Origin of the sequence: Puniceicoccus vermicola (assembly GCF_014230055.1) — a bacterium.
Lineage (GTDB): Bacteria > Verrucomicrobiota > Verrucomicrobiia > Opitutales > Puniceicoccaceae > Puniceicoccus > Puniceicoccus vermicola.
The window spans coordinates 19,664-43,207 of record NZ_JACHVA010000045.1 but is presented as its reverse complement, the minus strand read 5'-3'; the positions used below and the strand labels follow the sequence as shown (position 1 = coordinate 43,207).

Annotated in this window: 21 protein-coding genes; 18 read left to right on the top strand and 3 right to left on the bottom strand. The window is 57.3% G+C overall.

The window, feature by feature from the left end; translation table 11 throughout:
• The first annotated feature begins 782 nt into the window (after positions 1-782).
• Both H5P30_RS04625 and H5P30_RS04620 read left to right on the top strand, forming a co-directional pair.
• Positions 783-1,148, top strand: coding sequence for a nucleotide pyrophosphohydrolase (locus tag H5P30_RS04625; protein ID WP_185691786.1), 366 nt, complete (start codon positions 783-785; stop codon positions 1,146-1,148).
• A 5-nt stretch (positions 1,149-1,153) separates the two neighbouring features.
• A complete protein-coding gene (locus tag H5P30_RS04620) occupies positions 1,154-1,591 on the top strand; it encodes an arsenate reductase ArsC (protein ID WP_185691785.1) in 438 nt (145 codons plus the stop codon).
• 48 nt (positions 1,592-1,639) lie between these two features.
• Here H5P30_RS04620 and H5P30_RS04615 read toward each other — a convergent pair whose 3' ends face one another.
• Together H5P30_RS04615 and H5P30_RS04610 are read right to left on the bottom strand one after the other, a co-directional pair.
• Entirely contained in the window at positions 1,640-3,946 is a 2,307-nt protein-coding gene (locus H5P30_RS04615) for a PAS domain-containing hybrid sensor histidine kinase/response regulator (protein WP_185691784.1), read from the bottom strand.
• A 233-nt stretch (positions 3,947-4,179) separates the two neighbouring features.
• The gene (locus H5P30_RS04610) at positions 4,180-5,580 is read right to left on the bottom strand and encodes an isochorismate synthase (RefSeq protein WP_185691783.1); all 1,401 of its coding nucleotides are present in this window, start codon (positions 5,578-5,580) and stop codon (positions 4,180-4,182) included.
• Between the two features lie 161 nt (positions 5,581-5,741).
• Between H5P30_RS04610 and H5P30_RS04605 the strand changes: the two genes are divergently transcribed.
• Both H5P30_RS04605 and H5P30_RS22410 read left to right on the top strand, forming a co-directional pair.
• Entirely contained in the window at positions 5,742-7,235 is a 1,494-nt protein-coding gene (locus H5P30_RS04605) for a hypothetical protein (protein ID WP_185691782.1), read from the top strand.
• A 19-nt stretch (positions 7,236-7,254) separates the two neighbouring features.
• Positions 7,255-9,036: a SulP family inorganic anion transporter gene (locus H5P30_RS22410; protein WP_185691781.1), complete on the top strand. Its 1,782-nt coding sequence runs from the start codon at positions 7,255-7,257 to the stop codon at positions 9,034-9,036.
• A 432-nt stretch (positions 9,037-9,468) separates the two neighbouring features.
• On the opposite strand, the gene H5P30_RS04595 is transcribed toward H5P30_RS22410, so the two are convergent.
• Positions 9,469-10,125 carry a TVP38/TMEM64 family protein gene (locus H5P30_RS04595; protein WP_185691780.1) on the bottom strand — a complete coding sequence of 219 codons (657 nt, stop codon included), beginning with the start codon at positions 10,123-10,125 and terminating at the stop codon, positions 9,469-9,471.
• 241 nt (positions 10,126-10,366) lie between these two features.
• Here H5P30_RS04595 and H5P30_RS04590 point away from each other — a divergent pair, with 241 nt between their 5' ends.
• From H5P30_RS04590 to H5P30_RS04525, 14 genes are read left to right on the top strand one after another with little or no spacing between them, the layout of a single operon-like run.
• Positions 10,367-11,311: a chorismate transformation FkbO/Hyg5 family protein gene (locus H5P30_RS04590; protein ID WP_185691779.1), complete on the top strand. Its 945-nt coding sequence runs from the start codon at positions 10,367-10,369 to the stop codon at positions 11,309-11,311.
• 6 nt (positions 11,312-11,317) lie between these two features.
• Positions 11,318-12,583, top strand: coding sequence for a tryptophan 7-halogenase (locus tag H5P30_RS04585; RefSeq protein WP_185691778.1), 1,266 nt, complete (start codon positions 11,318-11,320; stop codon positions 12,581-12,583).
• Positions 12,580-14,163 carry an NAD(P)/FAD-dependent oxidoreductase gene (locus H5P30_RS04580; protein ID WP_185691777.1) on the top strand — a complete coding sequence of 528 codons (1,584 nt, stop codon included), beginning with the start codon at positions 12,580-12,582 and terminating at the stop codon, positions 14,161-14,163. Before H5P30_RS04585 ends, H5P30_RS04580 begins: the two co-directional genes overlap by 4 nt.
• A gap of 19 nt (positions 14,164-14,182) precedes the next feature.
• Positions 14,183-14,443 (top strand): phosphopantetheine-binding protein, encoded by a 261-nt coding sequence (locus H5P30_RS04575; RefSeq protein ID WP_185691776.1) that lies wholly within the window; start codon positions 14,183-14,185, stop codon positions 14,441-14,443.
• A 20-nt stretch (positions 14,444-14,463) separates the two neighbouring features.
• Positions 14,464-15,567 carry a beta-ketoacyl-[acyl-carrier-protein] synthase family protein gene (locus H5P30_RS04570; RefSeq protein WP_185691775.1) on the top strand — a complete coding sequence of 368 codons (1,104 nt, stop codon included), beginning with the start codon at positions 14,464-14,466 and terminating at the stop codon, positions 15,565-15,567.
• Positions 15,560-16,201, top strand: a complete 642-nt coding sequence (locus tag H5P30_RS04565; RefSeq protein ID WP_185691774.1) for a hypothetical protein — start codon at positions 15,560-15,562, stop codon at positions 16,199-16,201. The genes H5P30_RS04570 and H5P30_RS04565 overlap by 8 nt, the downstream gene beginning before the upstream one ends.
• The gene (locus tag H5P30_RS04560; protein WP_185691773.1) at positions 16,192-17,100 is read left to right on the top strand and encodes a hypothetical protein; all 909 of its coding nucleotides are present in this window, start codon (positions 16,192-16,194) and stop codon (positions 17,098-17,100) included. The genes H5P30_RS04565 and H5P30_RS04560 overlap by 10 nt, the downstream gene beginning before the upstream one ends.
• Positions 17,093-17,824 (top strand): lysophospholipid acyltransferase family protein, encoded by a 732-nt coding sequence (locus tag H5P30_RS04555; RefSeq protein WP_185691772.1) that lies wholly within the window; start codon positions 17,093-17,095, stop codon positions 17,822-17,824. Before H5P30_RS04560 ends, H5P30_RS04555 begins: the two co-directional genes overlap by 8 nt.
• Positions 17,817-18,164 carry an ApeI family dehydratase gene (locus H5P30_RS04550; protein ID WP_185691771.1) on the top strand — a complete coding sequence of 116 codons (348 nt, stop codon included), beginning with the start codon at positions 17,817-17,819 and terminating at the stop codon, positions 18,162-18,164. The genes H5P30_RS04555 and H5P30_RS04550 overlap by 8 nt, the downstream gene beginning before the upstream one ends.
• Positions 18,161-18,916, top strand: a complete 756-nt coding sequence (locus H5P30_RS04545) for a glycosyltransferase family 2 protein (protein WP_185691770.1) — start codon at positions 18,161-18,163, stop codon at positions 18,914-18,916. Before H5P30_RS04550 ends, H5P30_RS04545 begins: the two co-directional genes overlap by 4 nt.
• Positions 18,917-18,937: 21 nt before the next feature.
• The gene (locus H5P30_RS04540; RefSeq protein WP_185691769.1) at positions 18,938-19,576 is read left to right on the top strand and encodes a LolA family protein; all 639 of its coding nucleotides are present in this window, start codon (positions 18,938-18,940) and stop codon (positions 19,574-19,576) included.
• Positions 19,573-21,735 carry an MMPL family transporter gene (locus H5P30_RS04535; RefSeq protein WP_185691768.1) on the top strand — a complete coding sequence of 721 codons (2,163 nt, stop codon included), beginning with the start codon at positions 19,573-19,575 and terminating at the stop codon, positions 21,733-21,735. The genes H5P30_RS04540 and H5P30_RS04535 overlap by 4 nt, the downstream gene beginning before the upstream one ends.
• A gap of 24 nt (positions 21,736-21,759) precedes the next feature.
• Complete coding sequence (locus tag H5P30_RS04530) at positions 21,760-22,191, top strand: ApeP family dehydratase (RefSeq protein WP_185691767.1); 432 nt, start codon at positions 21,760-21,762, stop codon at positions 22,189-22,191.
• Positions 22,188-23,540 (top strand): class I adenylate-forming enzyme family protein, encoded by a 1,353-nt coding sequence (locus tag H5P30_RS04525; protein ID WP_185691766.1) that lies wholly within the window; start codon positions 22,188-22,190, stop codon positions 23,538-23,540. Before H5P30_RS04530 ends, H5P30_RS04525 begins: the two co-directional genes overlap by 4 nt.
• Positions 23,541-23,544 lie beyond the last annotated feature (4 nt).

The window sequence follows — 23,544 nt, the reverse complement described above, 5'->3', positions numbered from 1 at the left end:
GGGGCAGCTGAAACTGCGCCCCTACTAGGATCCCCACTAAAACGCGGCGGCAGCATAAACAGCCGGTCCTTGGGGTGAGTCGTCGAAAAAAGTAGCCGCTCAGCTTTAGCTGCGCGGTCCTGTGGTTGCGGAAGGTTTTTCTGAGGTGCCGTCCGGAACAGACGCAATCGGGGCAGCTGAAGCTACTCCCCTACTGAAATACCCGCTCAGACGAGGCGGCAGTTGAAACAGCCGGTCCTTGGCTGAGTCGCCGAAAAAAGTAGCCGCTCAGCTTTAGCTGCGCGGTCCTGTGGTTGCGGAAGGTCTTTCTGAGGTGCCGTCCGGAACAGACGCAATCGGGGCAGCTGAAGCTGCTCCCCTACTGAAATACCCGCTCAGACGAGGCGGCAGCTGAAGCAGCCGGTCCTTGGCTGAGTCGCCGAAAAAAGTAGCCGCTCAGCTTTAGCTGCGCGGTCCTGTGGTTGCGGAAGGTCTTTCGAGGTGCCGTCCGGAACAGACGCGATGGGGGCAGCTGAAGCTGCGCCCCTACTAGGATCCCCGCTCAGACGAGGCGGCAGTTGAAACAGCCGGTCCTTGAGTGAGTCGCTGAAAAAAGTAGCCGCTCAGCTTCAGCTGCGCGGTCTTGCGGTTTCGGAAGGTTTTCCCCGAGGTGCCGCCCGGAACAGACGCAATGGGGGCAGCTGAAGCTGCGCCCCTACTGGAAGCCGGTCCTTCGGCCCGGTATGCGGTTTCGACTCCCTCTTGCCATCCTCATCGAATCCCTATGGAATTCGGGGCGCGCCATGAAAGATAACGAAACTCGCCTCCTCGAAATTAAAGAACGTGTTCTGGCCTTCGCCCGGGAGCGCGACTGGGAACAATTTCATTCGCCCAAGAACCTTTCCATGGCGATCGCGGCCGAATCGGGGGAGTTGCTTGAGCACTTTCTCTGGATGGAATCGGCGGATTCCCGGAAGATCGCCAACGACCCTGAGAAGATTGCCAAGATCCGCGAGGAGCTCGCCGACATCGTCATCTATGCCATCGAGTTCGCCAATATGACCGACACCGATCTGGCGGAGACGATTGAAAAGAAAATGTCACACAACGCTGCCAAATATCCGGTGGACAAGGCGCGCGGGAGATCGGACAAATATACCGAACTCTGAAAGACATGATTCCCTCGAAGATTCTTATTCTTTGCACCGGCAACTCCTGCCGCAGTCATATGGCCGAAGGCTTTCTCCGCGAAGCGGCGGGAGACTCCATGGAAGTCTACAGCGCGGGCGCCAATCCCTCTGGATACGTACACCCGAAGGCCATCGCTGCCATGAAGGAAATCGGAATCGATATCTCCGGGCACACCTCCAAGCATCTCGAAGAGTTTCTCGATACCGGTATCAACATCGTCATTACGGTGTGCGACAATGCCGCCGAGGCCTGCCCCGTCTTTCCCGGCAAGGTCACCCGTCACCACTGGTCTTTTCCCGACCCGGCAGAGGCCACAGGGAGCGAAGAGGAGATTCTCGCTGCATTCCGGGAGATCCGCGACCGCATTCAGATGGTCTTTACGGCCTACGCTGACGGATTCAAAGACGGCCAATCAGCCTAATCGTTCAGGCCACGTTTTCTCTCCAACTGGCCGCGACCGACAGCCTTCTCAGGAGCGGGAGCCGCGGAGGCCTCGCTTGATGGCTTCCGTGAAGGTCGAAAGCCCAATCGGCTTTGGCACGAAGTCGTCCATTCCCTCGAAGAGCGGGCGATCCCGATCCTTGTTTGCGACACCAGCGGTCTGCGCAATGATGTAGACTTTTTCTCCGTCCGCCTTTTCGCGAATTTTTCTGGCCGCCTCATCGCCATTGTAACCGGGGAGATAAATATCCATGAGGACAACTCGGTGAACGCCCGGGCAGAACTTCTCGACGGCCTCTTCCCCGCTCTCGCAAGAATCGAAGGGAAGACCGATGGAACGCACCACGGCCTCAATGAATGCACGATTGGGCTCGTTGTCTTCCACCACCAAGATCCGGGCATTCTTATCATAGGCACCCGGCGACGGACTGTAGGGAACGAATTTCCGCGGGGGCTGCGACTCGCTTTCTTTGGAGAGTTTCCCAACTGGCATTCGGAAGATGAAGGTGCTCCCATGCCCCTCCACGCTTTCCACTTCCAGAGACCCGCCGACCAGATCCGCCAATCGGCGGCATATCGCCAGACCGAGGCCAGTGCCTTCGACGCGGCCATCGTCGCCATCCTGGACACGATGGAACTGATGGAAAATCTTCTTTTTTTCGACCTCGCTGATTCCCGGCCCCTGGTCCTTAACCGCAAGGACAAGCTCCTCCTCATCCGAACGGACAGAAACACTCACCCGGCCTCCGCCACAATACTTGATCGCATTGCCGACAAGGTTGTAGAGGACCTGGCGAACCACCACTGGATCGATCACGATTTCGTCTTCACAGTTGAACTCAAGCGCCAGCGAAATCCCTTTGCGCATGGCACTGCTCGACAGTGGCTTTAGAAAATCTCTCAGGAACGGGCGAATGGAAACACGGCGATCCTCCCGCTCCAGTTCGTTCGATTCGATGCGGGCCAGATCGAGGACCCGGTTGATCAAATCCAAAAGGTGGCGTCCCGACTCCATCGACAATTCCAGGAATCTTCGGATTTCCGGATCTTCAGCAATCTGCAGCGCGAGCTCGCAGGGGCCGATAATCGTGCTCAGCGGCGTACGCAGTTCGTGATTCATCATCGCGAGGAACTCCGACTTCGCACGATTCGCCCGATCGGCTCTTTCCTTGGCCTGAACCAAATCCTCCTTCGCTTTTTGGCGCTCGGTGATATCGATGGCCATCCCGACTAAGCGCCAAACTCCGCCGGGAGACTCCACGATTTCGGCCCGAACAAAGACCCATCGGACCACACCATCGATTCCGATGATCCGATGCTCCATAGTGAACTGATCCCCTACGTTCTTCAGCGAGCCGATCGCCTCCTCGAATCGCTCAAGATCGTCTTCGTGGACTTTCGATCGAATCTTCTGGATCGGGAGACGCATCTCATCCGCATCGATCCCATTGATCAGGCAACAACCCCGATCCCAATGAACTTCATCGGTCCGGAGATTCCACTCAAAAATTCCAGTCTGGGCGAAGGATAAGGCGCGTTTCAAGCGGTCATCTTTTTCCTTGGCCTTCTGCTCCGCGACCTTCTCCTTGGTCACGTCCTGGCAGACGCCCCGCATACCGACACAGATGCCTTTCTCCACAATCGGCTTCCCGATCGAACGCAGCCACCGAATCTTCCCGTCCTTCGTCTGAATTCGGGCGACGAAATCATAGCTTTGAAGTTTCTTCCTGGCGTCCGAAACGAGATCGAAGAATTGCGCCCGATCCTCTTCAATCATGAACTCAGTCGCTTCGAGATACGTCGGGGAAAAGTCAATCGGAACCCCATGAATCTTCTTCACCTGTTCAGACCAAAATACCCGATTGGTGGTAAAGTCGTTTTCCCACCAGCCAACTCGGGCGATCTCCCCGATTTCCGTAATAATTTCCGTGCAATCCAAGGTCCCGACCTTGGGATCTCCATCGCAAAGATCCGTCGGGTCAAACGCGGACAAAGTTCCCGCCATCTCCACCGCTTTGCCATCGGCGTCGCGCACAGCCTCCCCTTGCGAAATCGCCTTGATGTAATTGCCGGAACCCGTGAGCAGCCGCATATGAATCTGGTAAGGGCGCCCCTCTTCGAAGTGAGCTCGGAGGTTTTCCCGATAGCGATCAATATCCTCCTCATGGATCAATTTCTCAGCCTCAGCCATCGACTGAACCGCTCTCTCCGGTCCGTAGCCAAAAATCTTCAGACAGGTCGGAGAACATCGGATATGGTCATTGACCAGATCCCATGACCAATAGCCCTTCAACCGAGAGGGAGTCTTACTGGTTTCCGCTCTATCTGTTGTCATGAGTCACTTCAAATAAGAGGATGCTTTTGTCACGGAGCAAGTCAACGAATTCCCCGAAGGCCCCGAATACTAACATTTTAAAAACTATTAGCATGTCTTTTTGACATCAATCGTTATCGTTATAGTGGGAGGCGGAGCAAATCATCTTCGAGACCGGATTCCCGCCCCTCTCAGCCAATCCTGATGATGATCTTCTTGAGATAAAAGTGCCCAATCGCGCCCAAAACCGCACTCTAGAGATCTGCTCCGAGTGCATGAGCCATCGCGAGGAGCTTGAACTCGGTCTCTTTCAACTCTTGATCCGGATCCGACCCTTCGACAATTCCTCCTCCTGCATAAAGTCGGGCGGTTTTGCCTTCCATTCTCGCGGTTCTGAGGGCGACCACTGCCTCCCCCTCGCCTCCCGGCTTTTGCCAGCCGAGGAATCCGGTATAGAGGCCACGACTAAAGGGTTCGAGTTCTTGGATCAGTTCCACGGCCGCATTCCGCGGGACTCCGCCGACAGCGGGAGTGGGATGGAGGCGCTCCGTGAAATCCAGAAGCGCCCGTTCCGGCTGAAGAACTCCCGAGATGGGTGTGCGAAGGTGCTGCACGTTGGAAAGCCGCAAGAGATGAGGATGCTGCCCAACCTCCGGCGAGAGCCCCAGCTCCTCCAAACCTTTGCGGATGGTCTGGACCACATAGGCGTGCTCTCGAAGATCCTTATCACTGGAGAGGAGTTCGTGCCCCCGAACCGTATCCTCGGCGAGACTCTGCCCCCGGGGAGCCGAGCCAGCCAAGGCTTCGGTCTCAAACCGCCCACCACTCAGTTGAATCAGACGCTCCGGCGTGGCGCCGATCCAACTCGCGCCCTCACCCCGGGAGTAGGAGAAGGCAAAACAATCCGGATAAGCCTCACGCAATCCCCTCAAGGTCTCCAAGGGGCGAAAATCCTTCTCGGCGATGAGCTCCATCCAGCGGGAGAGGACGACCTTCGCAACTCGACCCTCGCCAATGGAGTGCAGGGCTTCGCTGACCCGAGCCCGATAGAGCTCCGGATCCTCCCGGCGAATCTTCACCGAACCGAGATGCGGGGCCTCCACTGAGGCGAATCCTGACGGATTGGAAAAGGCTCCATGGGCTCGAAGAACCCGATCGGCTTCCGGCTCAAGGACAGTCTCCGGCTCGATCAACAAATTCGCCACGGCAATGCACTCCCGTTCAGTCCGGCAAATTTGCCACTTGGGGAGGAAAACCGTGGCGGAGGGCTCATTCCCCGCGGCAAAGGCAAAGGCCTGAAAAAACAGCGGCCCCGAGAACCACCCATCGAGATCCCCGGTCGCAATGATCCGCGACGACCAGCTCTCGGTAAACTCGCGCACGGCCTGAAAACGTTCCGGCCCCGTCGCATTCAGAAAGGCCACAGACTCTGCCCCCGAAACGGAAACCGCCCTTCTTTCCAAATAGAGATGAGGCTCTCCGACCTCCCGGATCGATTGGAGAACCGCCAGAGGGTCGAGGTCCCTCACCTGCAGCGCAATACTCCCGATCCGCGGCTTTCCATCCGATTGGGCCTGGTGCTGGCAATATTGTAGGAAGGCCAAGAGGCCCTTACGGTCCCTTGAACCGAAATGATGCGAGGATAACGTCTCCATATACCGTAGACATTCTAGCACGCAGGGATTCCGGCACAAAGTCAACGAACCTGCATCGTCAAAGGTCAGACACCGAAATCAAGTGGCAACAGTGACCGTCTCCGTATTGCGGATTGCAACGCAGCCCAACTTTCTTCAGAAAGGAACTTTTGAGCAACTGAATGAGCGAGACGCCTGTAAGATACCGAAAAACGCCGAAAGCCCCCTTCATCGCGGGAAACATTCTCCTCGCCGGATTGGCGGCCGCCCTGGTCTTCTTCGGCCCGAATCCCTGGTCGATCGCAACGGTCCTCCTCGTCGTTCTTTGCTTGGCCATCGGTGGAGTCCTCACCCTTCTCCCCTTTCTTCTCGATCAATTCGCACTCTTAAACCTGAACCGATCCCGGTCGACCCAGGCGAGCGTGAACCTGAAAGCGGCCATCGCGAAGGCCGATGAAATCGTCGAAGAACTCCGCGAACGCAAGATTGAGGACAATCCCCTGCGCGTCGTTTCGGAGCGCCTGCCCGATCTCGTCGAAGAAAAGCTCGGTGAGGCGATGGAGAAAAGTCTCTCGATGAGGGACGACCGCCCCAGCGAAATTCTGAAACGCCTGGAAGACCTGAACCCACTCAACAACGACATCGAGCGGCTTCACGACGATCTTCGCATTCTCTCCGCCCATGCCGTCACCCAGGAATATGTCGATACGGGCCTGAGCAATCTTTCGGGCGAGATCCAGCGATTGGAAACCAAACTGGACGAACTCCGACGCTTCCAAATCTACGGTGCCCAAGAATCCAGCCCTTCTCAAACGACGCCCGAGCCGGAAGAAGTCGAAGAAGCAGTGGCAGAAGAAGAGCCTGATCCATCCGCCGAATCCGTTGAGATCGAGGATGATCCGGCCGCGACTGAAGAGATTATCGTCGAAAATGAGCACTCCGACGAACCGGAACTCGAGAGCGAGGTGCCGGAAGAAGAAGTTTCCCTGCAAGAAGAGTTTCCCACCCAAGAAGAACCGGTTGACGAAGTGATGGCTGAACCCGCGTCTCCTCAGGAGGACCCTCCCGGCGAGCCGAGCGAACCCGATTCCATTGCCGAAGACGAAATCCAAGGACCGGAAGACGAACACTCCGACGAACCGGAGTCCGAGGGCGAGGAACCGGCAGAAGAAGTTTCCCAACAAGAAGAATTTCCCACCCAAGAAGAACCGATTGACGAAGTGATGGCCGAACCCGCTTCTCCCCAGGAGGACCCTCCCGGCGAGCCAAGCGAGCCCGATGCAGTCGCCGAAGACGAAATCCCGGAACCGGAAGAACCTTCCTTGGAAGAAACCGAGGAGGCCCCCGTGGAAGTTCCCGCCACGATTACGGAGACTGAAGAACCCCCAAAGGAAGAGCCCAAAGCCACCGGAAAACCGGCGAAGATCATCGCCTCCGCATTCGTCGGAATCCAAAATGGGATCTACCTCCGTGGCGAAGGCCCGGGTCTCTCCCTCGAAAAAGGCGTCCGTCTCGAAATGACCGGTATCGGCGAGTGGGTCTGGACCAACGAAACTCAAGAATCCATTTCCGCCGAGCTATTGCTCAACGACGAAATTCCCTCGGACATCGGAGTCTTCCAAATCAACCCCGGCGATGTCCTCAAACTCAATCCCTCATTTCCCCCAAGAGACTAAGGCTTAAAGGATCAATCGGGTGCACATAATCAGACGAACGGGACAACTACTTCGGTCAACCGGGCTTCATCCATTCCCCCTCGGCAAGACGATTCGCAATTACAGCTGGGCGAAAGCCAAGGCCGACGGGAAATCGGCGATCAACGTGGTTTTCCTCGATTTCCCCCAAGGCATGGCCTACGCCCTCATCGCCGGACTCCCCGTCCAAATGGGGGTTTTTTGTTCCGCCTTGGCGTCGATTACCGGCCCTTTCCTCGCCAGCTCCCGCTTCATCATGCTGGGGCCGACGAACGCGACTGCGGTCATGCTCCTCAGTACGTTCCTCACCCTCGGCTACTCGCAGGCACAAGCGGTGGTGGCCATGCCCCTGCTGCTGATCATGGTCAGCCTTTTTATGATCTGCGGAGCCCTCCTACGCATCTCTGCGATCACCCAATTTGTCTCTCGAGCGGTCATCGTCGGGTATATCACCGCGGCAGCGTTCCTGATCATCGTCAATCAACTCAAGACCGTACTGGGCCTCCACGTCCCCCGGGCGGGAACCTTCGCCGAGTCCCTGTGGAATCTTCTCAAGGGCATTGGAGGCACCCAATGGGAATCGGCCCTCATCGCCGGCATTACTCTGGCCATTTACCTTCCCCTGAAAAAATTTGCCCGGGGCATCCCGACCGTTGCCCTCTGCTTGGTTCTCACCGCTCTGGTCGTCGTTCTGATGCGTCCGCTCGGCATCGAGTTTGAAATGCTCTCGCCGATCAACGCCGCCGCTTGGCCCCTTTCAATCCCCTCGCTACACTGGGCGGAGATCAACCAGCTCGTCGGACCGGCTCTCGCCGTGGCCTTTCTCTCTCTCCTTGAGAGCTCTTCCATCTCCAAAGCCCTGGCCGCCCAAGCTGGCGACCGGGTCGATGTCAACCAGCAGATGATGAGTATTGGCGTCGCCAATATGGTCTCGGCCTTCGGCTCGGGAATGGCGGTATCTGGCTCGCTGACCCGATCGGCCCTCAACTTCCGCAGTGGGGCAGCCACCCCTATCGCCAGTATTCTCAGCGGAACCCTTCTCGTCATCATCCTCTTCCTCGTAGGGGGATTGATCGGCTACATCCCCAAAGCCAGTCTGGCTACGGTCGTCATCATCGTCGGATTCACCCTCATCAATCGCGCTGAGATCAGCGTCATCGCCCGGACCACAAAGAGTGATTTCGCCGTCTTCCTCGCCACTTTTCTGGGAGGCCTCGCCCTCCCACTCGACACCGCCATCGCCTTAGGGGCCATCACCTCGATTGTCCTCTTCGTCCGCAAGGCCGCCCGCCCCAATATGAAGGAGATTACCTTCGACGATCGCGGCAACTTGACCCCTGAAGGTCTGGAGGAAAAGCGACCGGAGATCGCCATTGTCCACGTCGAAGGCGACCTCTTCTTCGCCTCGAGCGACCTGTTCCTTGAGCAGATGCGGCGCATGGTCAGCCACGCCAATCAGCGGGCCATCATCCTGCGCCTTCGCAACGCCCGTCATCTCGACGCAACGGCCGCCCTGACGATCATGGATCTCATTCGTTTCGCGCGAAAAAACAACTGCGCTTTCCTCGTCAGCGGTGCTCACGAAGAAATCGACAAGATCTTCCAGCGCTCCGGCCTCATGGCCGAACTCGGCGAAGAGAACTTCTTCCGCTACAGCGAAGGAAACCCCAACGTCTCCACCCGCGATGCCCTGAAACGCGCTCAGCAGATCACTGGCCTCACCTCCGCCGACATCACCATCTTTGCCGCCGAGAAGAAGGAAGATGCGGAGGAGAACCATTGAGGGCGGCTGGGGGGGACGCGCCGATCAGACGTGTCGGCAGCTGAAGCAGCCGATCCTTGGATGAGTCGCCGAAAAAGTAGCCGCTCAGCTTTAGCTGCGCGGTCCTGCGGGCGCGGAAGGACTTACTCGGAGGCCGTCCGGAACAAACGCGATGGGGGCAGCTGAAGCTGCTCCCCTACTAAAATACCCGCTCAGACGCGGCGGCAGCTGAAGCAGACGATCCTTGGGTGAGTCGCCGAAAAAGTAGTCGCTCAGCTTTAGCTGCGCGGTCCTGCGGTCGCGGAAGATCTTCCTCGGGTGGCCGTTCCGAAAAAAAAACGCGATGGGGGCAGCTGAAGCTGCGCCCCTACTAGAATAGCCGCTCAGACGCGACGGCAGCTGAAGCAGCCGGTCCTTGGTGAACGACATCCCCGGAGTTCTTCGCAAAAATCTTCAGCTCGCCGGATCTTCCTGATTTTCTTGTTGCCGGGCCCAGCTCAGGAAATAGCGACTGAGGGCGAAGGCTCCGATCAATGCGAGCAAGCCCAAGAGCAGGTAGGCATGATTCTGCTCCAAAAGGCCACTCACGCTCAGGACCATGGCCGTGAGAAAGGTTCCCTGGATCGTGACGGAGAGGGCTAGATAGGGGAGAAATGGCAACTTCGCGGCGCCTAGACCCACATTTTGGATCCAAAAGGGAACTCCGGGAACCGAGCGGATGAGGATAACGGCCCGAATCCCGTTGAGACGGCTTGGCGAGAAAATCTTCGGCCAGCGCTTCAGCAACTGGGTGCGGGTCATCTCCCCCAAGGCCCATCGACCGATTCCATACCCCAAAGTGGTGTTGCCCAATAAGGCGATCAGGCCGATCAGGATTGCCGGAAGCGGAGGAAAGAGCCCCCCCGCCGCTAGGTAAAAGAGAGAAATCGGAGCGCCAACAGTCGGCAGGACGATCATCGCGATCAAAAAATAGCCGGGACTCAGATGCTCGACCCAATCCAGCCCATGCTTTGCAATGAGGAACAGGGAAGCTCCGAAAAACGCTCCAAAAATGACGATTCGGATAAGCATCGCATAACGGTTCGACTCCGCTCCAGAATCCTCTAACATCCATCGACGATAGAGCCCCCCCGACCTCGGTCAAAGAGCAAAAGCAATGCTTCCGAGTCGGATCGGAACTCGCAAAATCCTCGGTTTGCTCCTTCCCCATTTGCTCCGTCTCTTCCCTCAGGTCTCTTTGGCGCTGAAATCCGCTGGAAAAACGGCAAATTTTCGTCCGTAATATCGCCTTCTTTTCATTTTCACGCCAATTTGGCTTTTTCTTCTCCGATTGCACGGATCCGAACACAACATGCCCCCGAACACGCCATCCGAACACCAGCTGCGAATTCTCTTCGACGGGACTCACGCTGAAATTCTTCGGCAACCCGAACTGACCTCGATCATTCTCCCCCTCCCGTTTCTGGGAGGGCAGGTTCCCTTTTCCTCAAAAGCCGTCCCCGTCAAAACCGATGACGAGCAAGGCTGGAACGTTTACCTTCTACCGCATCTGGGAATTCATCTGGTAATCGGGATCCAGCCCATAGGAGATTCACTCGAATCGATCGTCGAAGAGCGCTACCGGGATCTGCTCACCTTCATTGAAGACAACCGCTTGTATCGTGTCTGGAATTACATTCCCAAAATCAATGAGGAGCGAGGAGGCATGGAAAACTATCGCGCCTTTTGCTCGGGACGCAGCAAGGCTTTTCACGCGATCGCTGGAGACGACTCCGTCGCACTAATGCCGTCGGCCTCCGGGCTCGGATGCCATGGAGAGGATTTCATCGTCCTCGCTCTCTTCGGCCCCGATAAAGTCGACCATATCGAGAACCCTCTGCAGGTTCCCGCCTACCGCTATCCGAAAGATTATGGCCCGAGGCCTCCCAGTTTCTCGCGGGGAACCATTATTCATCGGGGCGTCCCCATCAGCCTCATCTCGGGAACGGCCGCCGTGCGTGGACACGAGAGCGTTGGAGGAGACGACATTCGCAGCCAGACCGAAGAGACCATTCGCAACCTGCAAAGCATCTTGGCCGAACGGGAGAAAGTCGTTCCCGGTCTCGTCGACGAACAACTTCATCGGCATTTCACCGTCTACCTCCGAGATCGTCACGACCGCGCTGTCGTCGAAGAATTACTCGGGGCCCATCTTCTTCGGGATCGAGACGAAGTCCTATGGCTCGAGGCCGATATCTGCCGAGCCGAACTCAAAGTAGAGATCGAGGTCGCCCTCTACCCGCTCTTTGGAAAATAGGAGTCCATGAAACCGGAGACGATCATCCTCGGTGGCGGCCCTGCCGGGAGCAGCGCTGCGATCCTTCTCGCGCAGGCGGGCTATCCGGTCACGGTCATCGAGAAAGAAACGTTTCCTCGCTTCCATATTGGAGAATCTCTCTTGCCCTCGGCCAACCGCTCCTTCTGTCGACTAGGAGTCCTCGAAGACATTCAGGCAGGCGGTTTTCTGGAAAAACGAGGAGCCGAGTTCACCACTCCGACCCGGGACAAGGAGGTGATCAACCAGTTCTCCGACGGCATGCGGAAGGATCTGACCAGCGCTTTTCAGGTCGAGAGGGCAAAATTTGACCACCTGCTTCTCGAAAGGGCCCGCGGAGCCGGAGCGGCCATCGAACAACCCGCCCGGATCCATCAAGTCCAATCCAATGAAGGCGGAGGATGGACCGTGTCTTACGAAAAAAATGGGCAATCCCCCCAGAAGACGGCCCGTTACCTGATCGATGCCAGCGGCCGCAACCGGATCCTCGGGAAACACTTAAAACTTCCCGACGAGTCATTGCCGTATCCCAAGCGCGTCGCGGTTTTTGCCCATTTTCGCGGATTTCCCCGACGTCCGGGCGAGCGCGCCGGCAACATTGAGATCACCCGCCTGGCCGATGGTTGGATCTGGATGATTCCGATGGCGGGAGACCGCACTTCCATTGGCTGGGTCAGCGGCCTGCAGAGCTGGAAAGAAGGAAGCGGATCGCCAGAGGAGCGTTTTGAGCAAACGCTCGCCGAGACCCCTTGGCTCCAAGAGCGCCTCGCCAATGCCTCGCGGATCGGCCCGGTGCACATGGAGAGCGACTACTCCTACAGTTACCAGAACTTCGCCGGAGCCGATTATTTCCTCACGGGCGATGCTGCCTGCTTCATCGACCCGATCTTTTCCTCGGGAGTCGCCTTTGCCCTCGAAAGCGGCATCGCGGCTGCGGACTCGATCATGAATCATAGCCCTCAAGAGAAAGGCATCCCTCTCGCCGCGCAAAAGGCCTACACCCGTCGCTTTCAGAAGGGTTTGCAGACGATGCGCAAGCTGACCGACTTATTCTATAGCGACGCGGGATACGCCATTCTCATGAATCCGAAAAATCCCTTCGGCATCGTCCCCGCCTTCAACAGTGTCGTCGCCGGTGAGGTCCGCCCGCCTTTTCGAATCCGTTGGCGCTTATGGATCATTCTCAGCCTCTATCGCCTCAATGAGCGCTACCATTTCGTGCCTACACCTCCCCTGTCCCCTTCTCCCCAATGACCGAGATTCCTCCCCAGGATTTGAATTTTGATGTCGTCGTCATCGGCGGATCTCTCTCCGGGAGCAGCACGGCCCTGCAGATTCTTCGGCGAAAGCCAAAGTGCCGCCTCTGCATCCTCGAAAAGTCGACGGATTTCGGTCGACGCGTCGGCGAATCAACGGTCGAGGTCAGCGCTTACTTTCTGGGGAAGCACCTCAATCTTTCGGACCATTTGAACCGGAAGCATTTGATCAAGCAGGGGCTCCGTTTTCATTTCGGGAACCATCGCTCCCAACGTCTCGCCGACTGCGGAGAGGTGGGCCCCCACTACAATGTCCGCATGCCTTCCTATCAGGTGGACCGCACGATTCTCGACGCAGAGCTTCTTCAGCAATGCCAGGATTCCGGAGCCACCCTGTTTCGCCCCTGCACCGTCCGCGAGATCGAACTGAACGAGGGCGGGGACCAAGTCGTCCACTGCGAACTACCCGGCGCGGAATCACTCACTCTGCGGGCTCGCTGGATCGTCGACGCCAGCGGACGTTCTACCTTGATCGGGCGCAAGCTCGGCCTCATTCACCCCAATACCGAACATCCCATTTCCTCCATCTGGGCGCGATTTACGGGCATTCCCAACTGGGAAGAGCTCGGACGCAAGCCGGGTAACATCCAATGGGGCTCACGGGTGCACGGGCTCCGGGACACCGGCACCAATCACCTGATGGGAGACGGCTACTGGATCTGGCTCATCCCCCTTTCTAATGGGGAAACCAGCATCGGCGCGGTCTATGACGAGCGGCTCATCTCCTTCCCCAAAGGCGTCTCCCTTGCGGACCGACTCCTCGACCTGATCCAGCGTCATCCGGGAGGGAACGAGCTCATGGCCGAGGCGAAAATGTGTGAGGGAGATCTTCACTTCCGCCGCAAGATTTCCTATTTCAGCGAAAAATATGCGGGAAATGGTTGGGTCACCGTCGGCGATGCCGCTGCCTTCCTCGATCCCTTTTACAGCCCGGGGATGGACTGGATCGCATTCACCTCCAATGCCGCCTCGCGCCTCGTTCTCGCGGGCTTGAAAGAATCGTTCATCGATCAACGGATCGACCGCCACAACGAGAACTTCTCTGCGAGCTACGAACGGTGGTTTCGGGCGATTTACAAGGACAAGTACTTCTACCTCGGCGATCTCCAAATCATGGACATCGCGTTTCGCACCGATTTGGGGATGTATTACCTCGGGGTGGTCAGGCCCTTGATGAAGGCTCGCTCCAAAAATTGGAATCGGCCGCCATTCTCCCATGCCAAGGCCAAGCGAGCGGTTTGGTTTCTGGCCCGCAGAAATGCAAGATTTGTAAAAATCGCCAATCGGCGCCGGGCTTCCGGCCGCTTTGGGCAGCTAAACCACCAGACCTATCGCCCGTTTGACAGCTACGGCTTCAACTGGACTCTCAAAATGCGTCTGGCCTACCTCGCACTCCGCAGCTTCGGTCTCGAGATCAAGGAAGCCTTCAAACGCTCCCCCAAAGGCTCTTCCCCGACTCCCAAATCCCCGCAAAACGAGCAAGGGTATGAGTTGCAAAAAACGAGCGAAAACCGATAATTCATCCCCTTACAGATACATGAGCGACGAACTGAGACAGCATCTAAAAGAACTAACCATCGAGACCCTCAATCTGGAGGACTACGAGCCATCGGACCTCGCGGACGATGAGCCCCTCTTCGGCTCCGGTCTGGACCTCGATTCCATCGATGCCCTGGAGCTGGTCCTCGAGCTCGAAAAAGAGTACGGGATCAAGATCAAGTCGAGCGAGGAGTCCCGCAAAGCCCTGAAATCCATTTCAACACTCGCCGCCTACATTGAGGAGCACCGGAAGCGTTGACCTCGATCGGGACCACTCCATTGCAGACCCGATCCCGCTCGTTTATCGAATGGATCGATTGCGTCACTCCTCTCGGGGATTCCACCGAGAACGCGGCCAAACTTTGCGCCGACACGGTGAGCCTGCGCCCCTCCCCGGTTCTCGGTGAACGCTGGGAAAGCGACCTCGTCCCTCTCTCACTCTTCGGGAGCCTGGAGCCGACCATCCCGACTTCCTGGGGCCCGATTCTCGACCGCCTCTTGGATCGGGTTCCCGACGCGCCTTGGGGAACCCTCCGCTGCCCCGTCATTTTTTGCAGCAGTAACTTTGGGGTGGGCCACGTTCTCACCCTGCGAAAGACCGGAGACCGACGTCACGAAACTTTCGGCACGCCGCAACGGTCGATTCGATGGATCTGTGATCGATACGGTTGGGGACCCCACCAGCAGATTCTCTCTCATGCCTGCGTCTCGGCCCAGCTCGGGCTAAATCTGGCCCACGAGTGGATCGCTTCCGGAAAGGCTGAGCGGGTCCTCGTCCTCAGCTTCGATTTTCTTTCGGCCTTTGTGACCGGAGGCTTTCACGCGCTTCGCATTCTCAACGGCGTCCTGCCTCAGCCCTTCACCGAGCGCGAGATCGGGTCGATCGGCCTGGGTGAAGGCGCCGCGGCCGCTGTCATCCGTCGCGATTCCGGGGACTGGACCCTCTCTCACCCGGCCCTCTACAACGAGATGTTTCACATGACCGCCAATGCCCCGGATGGAAGCGGATTTATCGAACTGTTTTCCCGGCTTGCCGATGCGATCCAAGGGAAAAAGCTCTGGGTCAAGGGTCACGGGACCGGCACTCTGGATGCTGGCCGAATGGAGGCGACCCAGATTGCCCAGCGGATGCCCGATAGCCCGCTGATTTCCTGGAAGGGATCACTCGGCCACACCCTCGGATCCTGTGCCCTCGTCGAACTGGCCATTGCCCTGCGCGCGATGGAGAGCGGAACCATACCGGGGACCGTAGGCGCAGGCGAAACTCCCATGAGCGATTCCATCGCCCGGCAATCGTTTTCCAGCCAATCCTTCGACGGATTCCTCTCCCTCAGTAACGCTTTCGGAGGCGCCCACGCCGGCTGCCTGATCCAACATGCCTGAAGAGCTCTTCATCCACCAATCCGGAGCCTGCCTTCTCGGAGAAAAGGGGCAGACCCTCGCTGAACTCAAAGAGGGAGTTTCCCGATCGGCCCGCCGGCGTATGACCGCCAATGCCCTGATGATCCACTACGCTCTCAAGGATATGGATCTGTCCTCCTTCCGGACCGTCGTTTATCAAACCGAGTATTCTGAGCTGAGGACGCTGGAACAATACGTCGACGGTTTCCCCGAGCCCAGTCCTCTCAAATTTCAGGCGTCGATCCATCCCAGTGGAGTCGAGCAGGTCTTCATCGCGGCTCAGTGCCCTATCGAAAGATTCTTCCCGTTGGCCGATTCCAGTGCCCCCCTTGCCGGAATTCAATGCCTCGACATCGCTGGAGGTGAAGGTCTCGTCATCTTTGCCGAAGAAAGCGGCACCTGGCTGCTGGAGATTGGACTCGCCTCCTCCGTGAGCTTTGCCGCCGCCCTCTCACTCTCCCGTTCCGAAGAGAACGCCATCGGCCGCCTCGAGTGGGAGAAGGACTCCATCGCCCTCCCCGGCGAGGACCTCGGCTCTTTCACCCGAGCCGTGCAAGAGCGGCGCCCGTGGCATTCCCAGCAATCCGAGGCCAGGCTTTCTCTCGAATGGCGGTAAAAAGCACGACAACCCAGGATCGTAATCCCGGTCCAGCCGGTGGGTTTCGCTTGATTCTCTTCTTCCGCCGGTGGCTTCCCTATCCGATTTTCCGACTGATCGTACTCATCGGCACATGGATCGCCGTCGCCACGCTTGAAAATCAACGGAAAGGCTCCCGTGCCTATCTTGCGATGGTCCTCGACCGACCCCCGACCCTGCGGGATGTCTACCGCCATTTTCTCAATTTCGCCGACACACTCATCGCAGTCCTCCGCACCGGCCAAGGATACCCACACAAGATTCGCTGGGCCGAGGGGCATGGAGAGGAATTTGAATCCATATTGCGGAAGCAGCCCTCTGTCCTCTTCGGCACTTTCCACCTCGGTCACTCCGACCTCCTCGGGTATCATTTGGGAAATTTTGGCATCCGCGTATCCATGGTTCGAATTCGCGTCGAGAATTCTACCGACACCGAGCTCGCAGCGAAGCAGTTCGGTCAATCTCTCGACTTCATCTGGGTCGACGATCCCCAGAACGTTTCCTTCGCCGTGAAATCAGCACTCGAAGAAGGAGGTTCACTGGCAATCAAGTGCGATCGCATTGAGGGGGCTCGCAAGGTCGAAAAATTCCAATTTCTCGGAAAGGAAACCACCTTCCCGTTCACCATCTACTATTTTTCCCGCCTCTTCGAACGCCCCGTGCTCTTCGCCTTCGGTGTTCCTGATGGGAGCGGGGGCTCCCTGAGTTACTGCGCTCCCCCATTTTATCCGAACGCCGAGGACAGCAAGAGTCAGCACCTCGCCCGGAGCCGAGAGCATTTCCAGGATGTTCTTCTCGCCGCAGAGGAGCTCATTCGCGAACAGCCTTTCATATGGCACAACTTCCACCCGGACGAAGGGGCCTACGCCCATGTATAGGCTCTACCAGTTCGTGGCCTACTGGATCGCATTGTCCGTCTTCGCGGGTGGCCTCGTCATCATCAATATTGCGGGTCCCATCCTCAGGCTCTTTTGGAAATCGAAGGGAACTCTTATCTCTCAGAAACTGATCAACAGACTGAGCCGATTTTTCGTCTGGCTCCTGAAGCTTCTGGGGATCCTCAGGGTCCATTTCGTCAACTGGCCGAAGGACCTGAACGAGTCTTCTGCCATCATTGTATCCAACCATCCGAGCAAATTTGACGCCATCGCCTATCTAACTCGCCTCCCCCGAGGATTCTGCATTTTCAAGGACGCCCTGCGCTCCTCCATGCTGTTCGGACCCACCGCACTCTCCATCGGCTACCTCAGCAACAAAGAGGGCCCACAAGGGCTCCGTGAGGCCATCAAGCAACTGAAGGAGGGCGGGCAGTTCCTCGTTTTCCCCGAAGGAACCCGCTCGACCCGTAAAACCCTGCAGAAGCTCTACGGGTTCTATTCGGTCGTATCCAAATACTCCGGACGCGATATTCACGCCTGCTATATCGAGGCGAGCTCCAATCTCCTCACCAAAAGTCACTCCTTCTGGCAGACTCCCGTTCTCCCCGCCATCTTCACCATTCACTATCTCGGCAAACGCTCACCGGCTGACTTCGTCACCGCACAAGAGCTTCACGCCTCCACCTCACAACTTCTCCGGGAAGGAATTTCCACCGATGTCTGAATCGACTTCTCAACGCCACGACCCTCTGCACCTCGTCTTCGAACGCGGAAGCCAGGAAACCACCATCCATATTCCCGAGGACGGCAAGCTTTTCGCTGGCCACTTTGATGACTACCCGATCGCGCCCGGAGCGCTCATGCTCGACTGGATGTTCCGCCAAGCAGAAGCCGCCGGCGTCCATCAACCACAGCGAAATCTTCTCCGCTCTCGGTTTATGCGAGAGGTCAAGCCGGGCGACACCGTCATTATCCGATGCCGGCCTGCCCAACGGGGCCTGTTGGTAGAAGTGGCTCGCGGTGAGGAGATCTCCGCCAAGGCTTGGTTCCAGATGAACTCATGAGTGCGAATCGCCCGATCGTCATCATCCCCTCCTATAACACCGGGGGAACCCTTCTCCGGAAAACCGTGGAAGGAGTCCTTGCGCACACCGAGATCCCCCTGCTCCTCGTCATTGATGGAAGCACCGACGGCAGTGGAGAATCCGTCGCTCCCCTCGCTGCGGAGACAGAAAGATTTTCGATCCTGACTCTTCCCCAAAACCGGGGAAAAGGGGCCGCGGTTCTCGTCGCGGCCGAGGCGGCACTGAAAGAAGGCGCGACCCACGCGGTCATCGTCGACGCCGATGGACAGCACCCGCCCGACGAGATCGACCCCATGATCCGGCTTCTCCCCGAGGAGGAACCTGCAATGATCATGGGACTTCCACAATTCGGATCCGACGCACCTCTCGCCCGCCTCTGGGGCCGTAAACTGAGCATTTTCTGGACGGATGTCGTGACCCTCTGGGGTGGCCTCGGGGATACTCTTTTCGGCATGCGGGTCTATCCACTGCAGTCCTTCTGCACCGTTCTCCGAAAAACCCGCTTCGCTCGCGGATTCGACTTCGATCCGGAAATCGCCGTTCGTCTCTACTGGGAAGGAGTTCGTCCAATCCAGCATCCGGTCCCCTGCCGCTATCTCTCCAAGGACGAGGGCGGGGTCTCACATTTCCACTACCTGCGGGACAATGTGAAGCTGACATTCCTCGTCATACGCCTCCTTTCTCAGTTTGTATTCTTCTACCTCTGGAAACTATTGTTTCGCAAACGGTAGAAAGCCTCTTTCTCCACACTCATGAACTTCCGACGATCCTCGACCATTTGGGCCACCCTCCTCTTTCTTTGCACAGGGATGGCGACCGCACTGCTAGCATCCGATGAAGATGCATTCTGGGAGCAGATCGAAACCGAAATCCAGAACACCCAAGCCGTTCGCTGCTCGTTCACCGAGACACGTGCTCATCCTCTCCGCAAACGCCCCGGTTATCACACCGGCACCCTCCGCTATGATTCAGATCTCGGCCTCAGCCTCGACTATAGCGGCCTCTTTTCAACAGTCCAAATCATCGACGACCAAGGCCTCATCCGGCGCACGAGTGAGGACTCGCAACGGACCATCCCGATGCGGGAGGAGATGCTCCCCTTCCAACAAGCTCTTGTCGCCGCCCTCTCCTTCGACACCGAAGCCCTCGAGGAACAGTTCGAGGTATCCCGAATCCGAAACGATGATGGAGAGGATTGGAGACTGAACCTCATACCCAGAGAAGACCTATCCGATGAGCGCTTGGACCGCATCACTTTGGATGGGACTGGCAAGAAGATCACCAAAATCGTTTTCGACCTGGGCCCTCAAAGAGAAGTGACTTTCGAACTGAGCAATCATCAGTTCCTCGAAGAATTCCCACCCGACGAGAAAAAGGCCTATTTCCGGTGAACGTGCGCTGGCGATATCTTGCGCTGGCCGCTTTAGGCGTTCTGATCCTCGCCCGCCTCCTCACGATCTCGTGGAGCGATTTTCTGAGTCTCGATGTTAGCGCGGGCTTCCTCGGAGAAACCCAAGAGAGCCCAGTCGATTCCATCCGCGAGCAACTGATTCTCGATCAATCACGGCTCGTATTTTATTCGGTGGATGGAGAGGACCCCTCGGAGAAAATGGCTCAGCTCGCTGAACAACCCGGCATCCGAGCCGTGGGCATGGGGATTGGCGACACCTCCAAGATCGAAGAGATCCTTTTTTCGAATCGTCTCGTCCTCTTCTTTCCACACTGGCTCAAGGTACACAGTGCCTCACTCGAAAGTCCGAAGGAGCCGGAGGATCTTGGGGCTCAGGCCGCCGCCGATTTTGACGTATTTCTGCAATCCCCCGAATCCTTGGGAATGGAGGACTATGCCCTAAAGGATCCGCTCCTACTCCTCCCATCGGTAATGGAATCAGCAAGCTCCACGCTCTCGTCGAGCGCAACCCCCTCGATTTGGTGGGCAGAACTAGAGGGCAACACGTTCCGGCCCGATGTCCAGGAGTCGATGCTTCCTCTGCTCTCGGAGAGCGCCTCTGGGAATCCCTGGATCGGGGCGATTCGATTTGCCGAAGCCAGCCGAGCCGAGATCAAATCCGAGGTCACCCGGCTCAACCTGATCTCCCTTTTGGCTGTCGGTGCGATTGTCATCATTTTCCTCAGACGGCCGATCAGCTTGGCTCATGTTGCCGTCCCCGTCCTTTTTGCGATGAGCGGCTCGGTCGCAGTATTTTCTCTTTTGGAGGGGGAACTCCACATCGTTTCTCTGGTGTTCGCAAGTGTCCTGACTGGAATCTCCGTAGACTACGGGATCCACCTCCTGCTCCATGCTACCGAGGGAAACCAGCGAATTCTCGTTCGTTCTCTTCTCCTCGCCGGGGTCAGTTCGGTCATTGGCTTCGCCATGATAATTTTTACCGACAATCCGGTCATTCGCGATACGGGATTAATCGTCACTCTCGGGCTTTCGATCGCACTGATATGCGCATTCCTCTACCCCCCTTTCTTCCGCAAGCATCCGGGAGTGCGCTTCCAACGCATTTTTCATCAGCCCCTCCGCCTCCCCCGCTTATCCACGAAGATCGCTTTCAGTCTTCTTACCCTCGTCGCTCTGGGTGGTCTTCTCAGCGTTTCCTGGAAAGATGAAGTGGGGATTATGAATATCCCGCTCCCCGAGCTCGAAGCCGAGGCGAGCACTCTCCTATCGGATTCCGCCACCGCCCCTTCCACTACCGTCGCAGTCGGTTCGAGCTATCTTCAAGCAATCTCCCGACTCCAGGAGGCAGCCCCCGGAGGACTTGCCGAGGCCCTTCCCACTGAAAGCACCCTCGATGCGGTCGAAAAATTTGCGCCCCGCGGACAAGCCTTCATCCAAGCCTTTCAAACCGAATTGGAAAATCGCGGAATCGATTCCACCCTCCTCGCCCCTTTCTTTCAGGAGCTGAAAGCCTACTTCGATCGGGTCTCCGGCGGAAAAGAAGAGCAGAGAGCCAATGCAGTCCTCGCGACAATTGCCAGCCAACTGCGCGGGCCTCTCCAGATCATTCTTGGGTCCCATGGCGAAGAGTATTGGGCTGGCTCCATGCAACCTCGACAGACACCGACTCCTTTCACCTTCTCCACAAGTCAGAGCAACAGCTTCTCGAAAAAAATGGCAGGGTTCCGTCGGGATCTAACCCAGGCCCTCCTCATTGGGATCACGGCCATTGCAGCCGGACTCTTGATCTTTCTGGGGTGGCGGGATGGTCTCGCGACCCTCCTTCCTCTTTTGGCCTGTGGTGCCATCACTCTGGGAGGCGTCGCCTGGTTTCACTCTCTCAACCTTTTCCACCTCACCGGAGTGCTTCTCGGGTCCTGCATCGGTCTCGATTACCTCGTCTTCTATCGACTGTTCCGACGCTCGAGAGGACATTTCCCGATCTCCATAAGGTTCTCCCTTTTCACCACCGCGGCCGGGTTCACCGTCCTTCTCTTCAGCCATATCACCGCCGTGCAATCGGTAGGCATCACTGTCCTCTCCTTGATGGTGCTCGTTCACCTATGGATCGAATCCGACCGGTCCCCCTCCCGATCCTAACAAATTCTCAAACTCATCGCTTCCATGACTGATTCAGTAGCCTCACTCTTGCCTCACACACCTCCCGCAATCCTTTTGCAGGAGATGATCCGAAAAGAACCGGGCAGTCTCACCGCGACGACTATCCTCGGGGAACTCGGATCGCCTTGGATGGAAGCCCAAGGCATGCCCATTGCTTTTGGGATGGAGATCATCGCCCAGACCGCCGCACTGGTGATCACGTCCCAAGCCAAGGAAGATCCCAACTCCCGCAAACTGATCGGCGGCCGCCTCGTCTCCTCCAACATTTTCCGAACGGAACATGAGTATTTGCCAAAAAACGACAAACTTTCCGTCACCGCACAGCTAGCCGACTCTAGCGCGATCGGGTATTTCCGATTCAATGGGCGCATCGAGCGAGGAGACGAGGAACTCCTCTTTGTTGAATTTACGGTTCTTGCCTTATATTCCGAATGACCCCACTGGAACTAGTCACCCACTTCCACCAACTCGCGGCGAGGCAGCCACAGGCCTCTGCCATATGGAATCCAGTCCGGGAAAGTTGGATTTCCTTTCAGGAGGTCACCGAACTCGCTTCGGAGTGGGAGGAGCGTCTGGCCTCACACGATCTTCGGAATCGACTGGTGCTCATCCGGATCAGTGAAGGGACTTCTCTCCTCCCCCTTCTTCTCGCCACTTGGAAATGTGGTGCCGTCACCCTAATCCTCGATTCCTCCCTCTCTCCTGAGCTCGAGGATCGAATTGCCCTCACAGAGCGAGCCGCGTTGCGGATATCGGCAGAACAAATCGTTTCACTGGAGCATCCGCGAAGCTTTCGCACTCCCAACCTCCTACTGGCCAAGCTCACGAGCGGCACCACCGGAGTCCCGAAAGTCCTCTTCTTCACGGCCCAGGAGATGTGCGCCGATGGCTCACAACTGATGGAGGCCATGGGCATCCACAGCGAGGATCGAAATTTTGCAACGATCCCACTGGGTCATTCCTACGCCCTCGGGAACATCGTCTTCCCCTTCATGCTTGCCGGTTGTCCTATTGCCCAAGGAAGCACTTATCTTCCCCATGGCATCGCGACCCAGATCGAGCAGACTCAATCGACGGTTTTCCCCGGAACGCCTCCCCTTTTCCGCGCCCTTAGTCGAACTCACGATCCCCTCGAGCTCTCATCTCTCCGTCTTTGCATTTCGGCCGGCGCCCGCCTGGATCCCCATATCGCCCGAGATTTCTTTCAGAAATTTGGCCGCAGAATCCACAATTTCTACGGCTCTTCCGAAACGGGGGGCATCGCCTACGACGCGACCGGAGAAGCTGCTCTCGACGGGAGTTTCATCGGAACTCCCATCCCAGGAGTCACTCTGGAGCGCACTGCATCCGGACACCTTTCGGTCAGCAGTCCCGCGGTGTTTACCTACGGGAATCGACATCGCAAAAAAGGCGTCGGGAGATTCCGGCTTTCGGACAAAGGAACCTTCGGCCCGAATCAAGAGATCCAATTGGCTGAGCGACATCCCGGCCTCCTGAAAATTGGTGGAAGAAGAATCATTACCGATGAGCTCATCCGTAAGCTCCGGGCTCATCCACACATTTCGGATTTCTACATCACGACCATTTCCCTCGACGGCAAGGACCGCTTGGCGGCGGCGATGGAGACCTCGGAAAATTTGAGCGCGAAGGATATACGACAGCAACTCGCCAATGACCTACCCTCCCCTCAGTTGCCTCGAAAGATTATCCTTCTTCCTCAGTTTCCGCGAACCTCCAGAGGGAAGGTTGACCGCCAGAAACTGCAGCAGCGCTTGGAGTCCTAAGCAA

Excerpts from the sequence above, each read along its gene's own strand:
- H5P30_RS04595 (WP_185691780.1), bottom strand. The coding sequence starts at position 10,125 with ATGTTAGAGGATTCTGGAGCGGAGTCGAACCGTTATGCGATGCTTATC.
- H5P30_RS04590 (WP_185691779.1), top strand. The coding sequence starts at position 10,367 with ATGCCCCCGAACACGCCATCCGAACACCAGCTGCGAATTCTCTTCGAC.
- H5P30_RS04545 (WP_185691770.1), top strand. The coding sequence starts at position 18,161 with ATGAGTGCGAATCGCCCGATCGTCATCATCCCCTCCTATAACACCGGG.
- H5P30_RS04560 (WP_185691773.1), top strand. The coding sequence starts at position 16,192 with ATGGCGGTAAAAAGCACGACAACCCAGGATCGTAATCCCGGTCCAGCC.
- H5P30_RS04575 (WP_185691776.1), top strand. The coding sequence starts at position 14,183 with ATGAGCGACGAACTGAGACAGCATCTAAAAGAACTAACCATCGAGACC.
- H5P30_RS04565 (WP_185691774.1), top strand. The coding sequence starts at position 15,560 with ATGCCTGAAGAGCTCTTCATCCACCAATCCGGAGCCTGCCTTCTCGGA.
- H5P30_RS04625 (WP_185691786.1), top strand. The coding sequence starts at position 783 with ATGAAAGATAACGAAACTCGCCTCCTCGAAATTAAAGAACGTGTTCTG.
- H5P30_RS04580 (WP_185691777.1), top strand. The coding sequence starts at position 12,580 with ATGACCGAGATTCCTCCCCAGGATTTGAATTTTGATGTCGTCGTCATC.
- H5P30_RS04615 (WP_185691784.1), bottom strand. The coding sequence starts at position 3,946 with ATGACAACAGATAGAGCGGAAACCAGTAAGACTCCCTCTCGGTTGAAG.
- H5P30_RS04530 (WP_185691767.1), top strand. The coding sequence starts at position 21,760 with ATGACTGATTCAGTAGCCTCACTCTTGCCTCACACACCTCCCGCAATC.
- H5P30_RS04585 (WP_185691778.1), top strand. The coding sequence starts at position 11,318 with ATGAAACCGGAGACGATCATCCTCGGTGGCGGCCCTGCCGGGAGCAGC.
- H5P30_RS04620 (WP_185691785.1), top strand. The coding sequence starts at position 1,154 with ATGATTCCCTCGAAGATTCTTATTCTTTGCACCGGCAACTCCTGCCGC.
- H5P30_RS04555 (WP_185691772.1), top strand. The coding sequence starts at position 17,093 with ATGTATAGGCTCTACCAGTTCGTGGCCTACTGGATCGCATTGTCCGTC.
- H5P30_RS04525 (WP_185691766.1), top strand. The coding sequence starts at position 22,188 with ATGACCCCACTGGAACTAGTCACCCACTTCCACCAACTCGCGGCGAGG.
- H5P30_RS04540 (WP_185691769.1), top strand. The coding sequence starts at position 18,938 with ATGAACTTCCGACGATCCTCGACCATTTGGGCCACCCTCCTCTTTCTT.
- H5P30_RS04550 (WP_185691771.1), top strand. The coding sequence starts at position 17,817 with ATGTCTGAATCGACTTCTCAACGCCACGACCCTCTGCACCTCGTCTTC.
- H5P30_RS04605 (WP_185691782.1), top strand. The coding sequence starts at position 5,742 with ATGAGCGAGACGCCTGTAAGATACCGAAAAACGCCGAAAGCCCCCTTC.
- H5P30_RS04610 (WP_185691783.1), bottom strand. The coding sequence starts at position 5,580 with ATGGAGACGTTATCCTCGCATCATTTCGGTTCAAGGGACCGTAAGGGC.